The sequence below is a fragment of the Vibrio sp. 10N.222.52.C12 genome (genome assembly GCF_041474215.1).
GTDB lineage: Bacteria > Pseudomonadota > Gammaproteobacteria > Enterobacterales > Vibrionaceae > Vibrio > Vibrio crassostreae_C.
In genome coordinates this window covers 1-8,018 of the sequence record NZ_JBFRTR010000161.1, presented here as the reverse complement: position 1 = coordinate 8,018, position 8,018 = coordinate 1, and the positions used below count along the sequence as shown (strand labels likewise).

Here is an 8,018-nt window from a genome sequence, read left to right as displayed (position 1 = left end):
TAAATTGTTAAAGAGCTTTACTTGTTGAGCCTTCCTTTTAGTAAGGAGCCTCTCGAAGTGGACGGCCATTCTAGCGGATTAGATTCCAGTGTCAAACACTTTTTCCAGCTAATTTTTCAAAGCATCTTAAATGCTTATCACCGTCTTGTTACTCAGTTCAAACCGCTTGGTTATCCTTGGCAACGGAGGCGCATTATAGAGAGAATAATCCTTTGTACAAGGCTAAAAACGAAAAAAAGCCGCCACCGGCGACCGTTCGAACACTATTCACACAAAGCGTTTAAAATAGGTACGATTAAGCCTTAATTTCGGCCAATCGTACCTACCGTTCTTACTTCAACTATTGGTGAGCAATAATGCGGTCGTTGTTTACTAATAGCTGCACTTTCTTATCTGGATTAATTTTTCCTGCCAGTATCGCTTTCGCTAACGGGTTCTCGACACTTTGTTGAATCGCTCTTTTCAAAGGTCGTGCACCATATACTGGATCAAAACCAACTTGAGAAATTAACTTGAGTGCTTTATCCGAAACTTCAAGCTCATAACCATTGTCTTCCATTCTCTTCTTAAGGTGCTCAAGCTGAATAGCGGCTATCGACTGAATGTGCTCTTGACCCAATGGATGGAACACCACGCTTTCATCAACTCGGTTCAAAAACTCAGGACGGAAATGTTTACCTACCACTTCCATCACTTCATTCTTTATTCCTTGGTAGTCGAGCGTATTGAAGTTCTCTTGAATTCTCGAAGAGCCAAGGTTGGATGTCATGATCACTACCGTGTTTCTAAAATCGACTGTACGACCTTGTCCATCAGTTAAGCGTCCATCATCAAGCACCTGCAATAAGATATTGAAAACATCAGGATGCGCTTTCTCTACTTCATCTAGCAAAATCACTGAATAAGGCTTGCGACGCACTGCTTCTGTTAAGTAACCACCTTCTTCATATCCAACGTAACCCGGAGGAGCACCAACCAAACGAGCAACAGAGTGTTTCTCCATAAACTCAGACATGTCGATACGCACCATTGCATCGTCACTATCAAACATGAAGTTCGCGAGTGTTTTACACAACTCCGTTTTACCAACGCCAGTTGGACCAAGGAATAAGAAAGATCCAATCGGCTTGTTTGGATCAGATAAACCTGCACGGCTACGACGAATCGCATTCGATACCACTTCGACTGCTTCCGCTTGGCCAATAACTCGCTTATGTAGAACACCTTCCATGTTAAGAAGCTTCTCTTTCTCGGCTTCTAGCATTTTAGAAACAGGTATGCCTGTTTGCTTCGATAGCACGTCTGCAATTTCTGCATCAGTGACCTTATTACGCAGCAGCGTCATTTCTTGCATTTCAGCTTGAGTCGCAAGATCTAACTGCTTCTCTAATTCTGGGATTCGACCGTATTGCAATTCAGACATTCGGTTAAGATCACCAGCACGTCTCGCAAAATCCATATCCATACGAGCTTGTTCTAGCTCTGACTTGATGTGTTGCGTGCCAGAAAGCGCGGCTTTCTCTGCATTCCACACTTCTTCAAGCTCTGCGAAATCTCGTTCTTTGTCAGAAAGCTCTTCTTGTAATGTTCGAAGGCGTTTTTCACTGGCTTCATCATTTTCATTGGTAAGAGCTTGCTGCTCGATCTTCAATTGAATGATTTTACGCTCGAGCTTATCTAGCGACTCAGGTTTTGAGTCGATCTGCATACGGATACTCGAAGCCGCTTCATCAATCAGATCAATCGCTTTATCCGGCAGTTGACGATCAGAAACGTATCGATGAGATAGTGTTGCTGCAGCCACGATTGCTGGGTCGGTAATTTCTACATGATGATGAAGTTCATAGCGCTCTTTCAAACCACGAAGAATCGCCACCGTGTCTTCAACCGTTGGTTCATCGACAAGCACTTTTTGGAAGCGGCGCTCTAACGCTGGATCTTTCTCTATGTATTGACGGTATTCATCAAGAGTCGTTGCGCCAACACAGTGGAGTTCACCACGAGCCAACGCTGGTTTTAGCATGTTACCGGCATCCATAGAGCCTTCACCTTTACCAGCGCCGACCATAGTATGAATTTCATCGATGAAGAGAATGATATTGCCCTCTTCTTTAGACAATTCATTGAGGACTGACTTCAAACGCTCTTCAAACTCACCACGATATTTAGCGCCAGCTACCAAAGCACCCATGTCTAATGAAAGTACGCGTCGGCCTCTTAAACCTTCTGGCACTTCATTGTTAATAATGCGCTGAGCCAAACCTTCAACGATAGCTGTCTTACCAACACCAGGTTCACCGATAATGACTGGGTTGTTCTTAGTACGACGCTGAAGTACTTGGATAGTACGGCGGATTTCGTCATCTCGGCCAATTACCGGATCCAGCTTGCCTTGCTCCGCTCTTTCAGTCAGATCGATGGTGAACTTCTCTAACGCTTGGCGTCGGTCTTCGGCATTTGGGTCATCAACTTTTTGACCGCCACGAACCTGCTCGATAGCTTGAGATAATTTTTGCTCAGTAAGACCTAGCTCTTTAAGCAGGTTACCTAAAGGGCCTTTATCTTCAATTGCGGCAAGTAGGAAGACTTCCGAAGAAATGTATGTGTCTTGACGCTTTTGTGCGACCTTGTCACATAGGTTGAACAAAGTACCCATTGCATTCGACAGTTGAACATCACCACCGATACCACTTACTTTCGGTACACGGTCTAATATTTCGCTTAGCTTTGAACGCAATTGAACCACATCAATATTCAGCATGGTGAGCAATGGACGAATTGCACTACCATCTTGATTAAGCAAAGACACCATTAGGTGCACAGGCTCTATATATTGGTGATCACGACCTAATGCGAGCGACTGAGCATCAGATATCGCAATTTGGAATTTACTAGTGAATCGATCGAGACGCATGCCAACCTTCCTACTCTTAGATATGTTTATCTTATGGTTAGAAGATGGATACGGTAACGCGGATTTTCAAGGGATAAGAATGAAGAATAGAGCTGTTATAAAAATATAAATGAGCTGGATGACTGGTTGCACTAGTTAAAGGTTACTCTAACCAAATAAAAGTAGCTTGGCGTCCAGTAATACCATCACGACGATAAGAATAGAACGCATCGGCATCAGCGAAGGTACATAGATTAGAGTCTGTCACAGAAGTTACACCAACTTTGTTCAGTCGTTGCGTTGCAAGCTGAGACATATTCGCTAGCCATTTGCCTGGTTCAGCTTTGGCTTCAAATGCGAGCTTAGCTTGAGAGTCAAAACTAACGAAAGCTTCCAACACATCATCGCCTACTTCAAAAGCTTGTTTGCCTATTGCAGGACCAAGCCAAGCAATGATCTTATTCTCTGAACCTAAGTTTGAAAACTTTGCGACGGCATTTTCAAGAATGCCACCAGCAAGACCACGCCAACCAGCATGAACTGCAGCAACTTGAGTGCCTTTGGTATCAGTAAGGATTACAGGTAAGCAATCGGCTGTCATCGCAGAACAAACAACATCTTTAGCTGTGGTAAATGCACCGTCAGCATCAAGAATATCTGCCGTAGGGTGTAAAACCGTAACGACATCTGTTGAGTGAGTTTGATGTAGCCATACCGGAGCGGCAGGCATATTAGCGTGTTGCTTGAGCCAGGCTCTGTTGTTTTCAACAAGCGAAGCATCATCCCCAACATGCGTACCTAGGTTTAATCCTTGATACGCACCAGTAGAAAAACCATCAAAACGTGTCGAAGCAAATGCTTTCACGTTTTTTGGTGCATTCCAGTTAGGGATGATCATCGACATGATTAAATGTCGTCTTCCAAGTTTTCGCGCGCATCAACACGTAACGCTTCAGCCATCACGACCATGTCATTTGGCACAGGAGCGTGGAACTCAACTTCTTCACCTGTAATTGGGTGAACAAATTTAAGCATAACGGCGTGCAGTGCTTGGCGATCAAAAGAACGAATCATTGTTGTTAGTTCTTCAGATGCACCTTTTGGAATACGAGCACGACCACCGTATGCAACGTCACCTAGCAGCGGATGCTGAAGGTATGACATGTGAACACGAATTTGGTGAGTACGACCCGTTTCTAGGCGTAGACGAATACGAGTATGCTCGCGGAAGTGCTCAGCAACACGGTAGTGAGTTACCGCTGGCTTTCCTAATTCATTTACATCCATCAAGGTACGCTTAGTTGCATGACGGCTAATGCCTTTCTCTACCACACCACCAGCGGTCATTTTGCCAATTGCAATTGCTTCATATTCACGAGTAATACGACGCTTAGCAAGAGCACGCACAAGACGAGTTTGAGCTGGAACCGTTTTAGCCACAACCATAAGACCTGTTGTGTCTTTATCAAGACGGTGCACAATACCTGCACGAGGCACTTCTGCAATCTGTGGGTAATGGAAAAGCAATGCGTTTAGTATGGTTCCATCCGGTGTGCCTGCGCCTGGGTGTACAACCAGATCGCGAGGCTTATTGATAACCAATAAGTCATCATCTTCGTAGACAATGTTTAGAGGAATATCTTGTGCTTCCCAGCGCTCTTCATCTGCAAGTTCAGCTTGCAAGATGATCTCTTCACCGCCCAAAACCTTAACACGCGGCTTTGTAATAACTTCGCCATCCACTTGGATTTTGCCGTCAAGAAGCCACTCTTTAATGCGAGAGCGAGAAAAATCGGTAAATAGTTCAGCGACAGCTTGGTCTAAACGTTGACCTAACTGGCTGCTTTTTACTGTGTCTGTTAATGTGATCTGCTGAGCCATATCGAACTTTTTTAAAAACCGTGAGACTAATACCCATTAGTATGGATAAAATAGAATAATTGCATCATTGTATCTGTTACTGGTTAGAAAGTAACGGAAGCTTACGAAATATTTAATTCAAGGAATCGACGCCTGACATGAAACACCTTACTTTATCGGGTCTATTAGCCGTATCACTCTTGGTTGGTTGTTCAAGTAGTGAAGAGATAGTGCCAGATGTACCACCATCGGTTCTCTACTCTGACGCTCAAGAATCACTGCAGAGCGGTAGCTGGCTTTCAGCAATAGAAAAGCTAGAAGCCCTAGACTCACGTTACCCATTCGGCGCCTATTCTGAGCAAGTACAGCTCGATCTGATTTACGCTTACTACAAAAATGATGACTTGGCACTTGGCCTCGCTACCATTTCACGTTTCCTACGTTTGAACCCAACGCATGAGAAACAAGACTGGGTTCTTTACATGCGCGGCTTAACGCACATGGCGCAAGACCGAAACTTCATGCACGATATTTTTAATATCGACCGTAGTGACCGAGATCCTGAACCAGTGAAACTTGCGTTTGCTGACTTCAAGCGACTACTCGAACGTTTCCCTAGTAGCCCTTATGCTGAAGATGCACAAAAACGCATGTTCGCACTTAAGAACCGCCTAGCAGAGTATGACTTAGCAACCGCTGATTTCTACCTACGCCGCGAAGCTTGGATTGCTGCGATCAACAGAACGCAAGAGCTGCAAAAAACTTACCCAGACACCATTGCTGCGCGTAAGTCTTTAGATATCCAGCTAAAAGCTTATCAACAACTCGGCCTAGATGACGCTGTGTTAAGAACAGAAAAGTTGATTGAGTTAAACCCACTACCTTAATCAAACCTCTTACATCTCAATCCTAAAAGCGCGCTAATTTACTAGCGCGCTTTTTTTCATCTACATATCGCAAACTTGATGGATCGCATAATACACGGTATCTTCAAAAGATAACTTTTAACAAAACATCAACATGGAGTGTGGATGTGAGTAGGTTGTTATTATTTATCTGGATATCGCTATTTAGCCACTTATCCTACGCATTAGAACTGTCTCCATTAAGCAATAAGCCTTACATGGGTGACTTGGATGTGCTCAAAACCAAAGGAACGGTTAGAGTGCTAGTGTCTGCCGATCTTGGTTTCTATTACATCGAGGATGGCAAGCCAAAAGGCATCGTGGCAGAAATGCTCTACCACTTTGAGAAAAGCCTTCGTAAGAAACATCCCTATCTCAATGTTCAAATCATCCCCGTGCAACGAGATGATCTACTTCCCTCTTTAGAGTCTGGCTATGGTGATGTCGCTGTCGCTAACCTAACGATCACCGATAAACGATTACGAACCATCGATTTTTCGGATCCGATGATTAAAGATGGTAAAGAACTCATTATCACAGGGAAAAAGGCCGAACCTATCACCGAAATCAAGCAATTGAGTGGCAAAGAGGTGTGGATACGAGCAAGCTCGAGTTACTTCGAGAGTGTACAAAGAGTTAATAAGGAGCTTAACGAGCTAGGTTTACCACCACTGCATGTCCACTTTATCGAGGAGTCATTACAAGACTACGAGCTGATAGAACTGGTTAACCAAGGTTATATACAAGGCACAATTCTGGATAACCATAAAGCCAAGCTCTGGATCGATGTAATGGAAAACATTCAAGTCCATAACGACTTACCTTTACGAGAAAATGGTCGTATTGCTTGGGCTTTAAGAAAAGACAGCCCTCAACTGAAGAAAGAGATAAACAAATACGTCAAGACCGCACGAACAGGCACCCTGCTTGGGAATGTCATCTACCAGAAATACATCGACAATACTCGCTGGTTAGGCCGAGCACTCAACCCCAATAAAGTAGACCGAGTAGCTAAACTCTCAGATGTCTTTGAAAAGTATTCGAGCAAGTATGAATTTGATCCTTTGATGATGTCAGCTCAAGGTTTCCAAGAATCAGGACTGGATCAGAGCCGGATTTCTCATCGCGGGGCTATTGGTGTGATGCAGGTATTACCGAGTACCGCCAAAGATAAAAACGTCAACATCAAGAACATCCATAAGGTGGATAACAACATCCATGCGGGTGTGAAGTATATGCGCTTTATCAAAGACCGATATTTTGACGACCCGGCAATATCACCCGACAATCAAATCTACTTTACCTTGGCTTCTTACAACGCTGGTCCTGCTAAGATCAGAAAGATGAGGAGCATTGCCAAGCAGAAAGGTTACAACCCAAACATCTGGTTTAAAAACGTAGAAATCATCACTCGCAAATACGTGAGTAAAGAACCCGTAACCTATGTTGCCAACATCAATCGTTACTTCGTAATCTATAAACAATTACAAGCTATCAATGCTATCCGAGAGGACGGCACAGCGAGATTACTGAACACTAACGACTAGGATCGCCTCCATCCCAGAGCTGGGGAGCCAAAGGTATTAGGTAAAGCTAAAAAACACAAAAGCCGCATAAGAATACTTATGCGGCTTTTGTTTATCTAATTCTGAAGAAGCTTATGTAGCGACCTATATTACAAGACCTATATCACAAAACACTATTGAGTAAATTTCAATCAAGCACTTTCCATAGGCTGTAGGACGCCCCTAAAAACTGATTTAATTTTTAGCGAAGCCTTGCCTCCAAGTTATCGTTTTTCATAAGGATAACAAGCATTTTTCGCCAAAAAGATACTAAGACTTGCGTAAGATCACATTTGATTTTAATGCTTATCCCACCCAACCAAAACAAGATCTAGATCACATTCTTTATTCCTAAAAGTCGTAATCTGAAGTTAACCCATGAGGGATACAACAGAGGAAAACTTCTATGAAAATGAACATCACTGGTAAAAACATCGACATTACCTCTGCAATCCGTGATCACATAGAAAGCAAATTTAAAAAGCTAGATAAATGGCAAGTAGACATCATTGGCTGCCAAGCGAGCTTTAGCGAAGAACCAAACAAGAAGAAGAAATTTGAAGCGGTACTAACCGTACCAAAAGGCCAACTTGTTGCTTCATCAATCCATGACGACCTCTACGTAGCGATCAACGAAGTAGAACAAAAACTAGAGCGTCAACTCAACAAGCTACGCCATAAACCAGAAGCGCGCCGCGCTGAAAAGCCTGAAATCGAAGAGCTAGAAGCTGAAGTAGAATAAGGAAAGAGAACAGATTAAAAAATAGCGCCTCAGGGCTAATGCCGTTCACTTAA

At 43.4% G+C, this 8,018-nt stretch carries 6 protein-coding genes; 3 read left to right on the top strand and 3 right to left on the bottom strand.

Annotation, left to right across the window (positions count from 1 at the left end; translation table 11 throughout):
* Window positions 1–340: 340 nt before the first annotated feature.
* The 3 genes from clpB to rluD form a co-directional block, all read right to left on the bottom strand.
* Window positions 341–2,914, bottom strand: a complete 2,574-nt coding sequence (gene clpB, locus AB4623_RS22475) for an ATP-dependent chaperone ClpB (RefSeq protein WP_017062851.1) — start codon at window positions 2,912–2,914, stop codon at window positions 341–343.
* A 142-nt stretch (window positions 2,915–3,056) separates the two neighbouring features.
* A complete protein-coding gene (gene pgeF / locus AB4623_RS22470) occupies window positions 3,057–3,797 on the bottom strand; it encodes a peptidoglycan editing factor PgeF (protein ID WP_065584732.1) in 741 nt (246 codons plus the stop codon).
* Between the two features lie 2 nt (window positions 3,798–3,799).
* Window positions 3,800–4,774, bottom strand: coding sequence for a 23S rRNA pseudouridine(1911/1915/1917) synthase RluD (gene rluD, locus AB4623_RS22465; protein ID WP_017059364.1), 975 nt, complete (start codon window positions 4,772–4,774; stop codon window positions 3,800–3,802).
* Between the two features lie 137 nt (window positions 4,775–4,911).
* On the opposite strand from rluD, the gene AB4623_RS22460 reads away from it, so the two are divergent.
* The 3 genes from AB4623_RS22460 to hpf all read left to right on the top strand — a co-directional run bounded on the left by AB4623_RS22460 (window position 4,912) and on the right by hpf (window position 7,965).
* On the top strand, window positions 4,912–5,640 hold the full coding sequence (locus tag AB4623_RS22460) for an outer membrane protein assembly factor BamD (RefSeq protein WP_017059363.1): 729 nt from the start codon (window positions 4,912–4,914) through the stop codon (window positions 5,638–5,640).
* A 140-nt stretch (window positions 5,641–5,780) separates the two neighbouring features.
* On the top strand, window positions 5,781–7,205 hold the full coding sequence (locus AB4623_RS22455) for a lytic transglycosylase F (RefSeq protein WP_346393666.1): 1,425 nt from the start codon (window positions 5,781–5,783) through the stop codon (window positions 7,203–7,205).
* A 424-nt stretch (window positions 7,206–7,629) separates the two neighbouring features.
* Entirely contained in the window at window positions 7,630–7,965 is a 336-nt protein-coding gene (gene hpf / locus AB4623_RS22450; protein ID WP_004735034.1) for a ribosome hibernation-promoting factor, HPF/YfiA family, read from the top strand.
* Window positions 7,966–8,018: the final 53 nt, after the last annotated feature.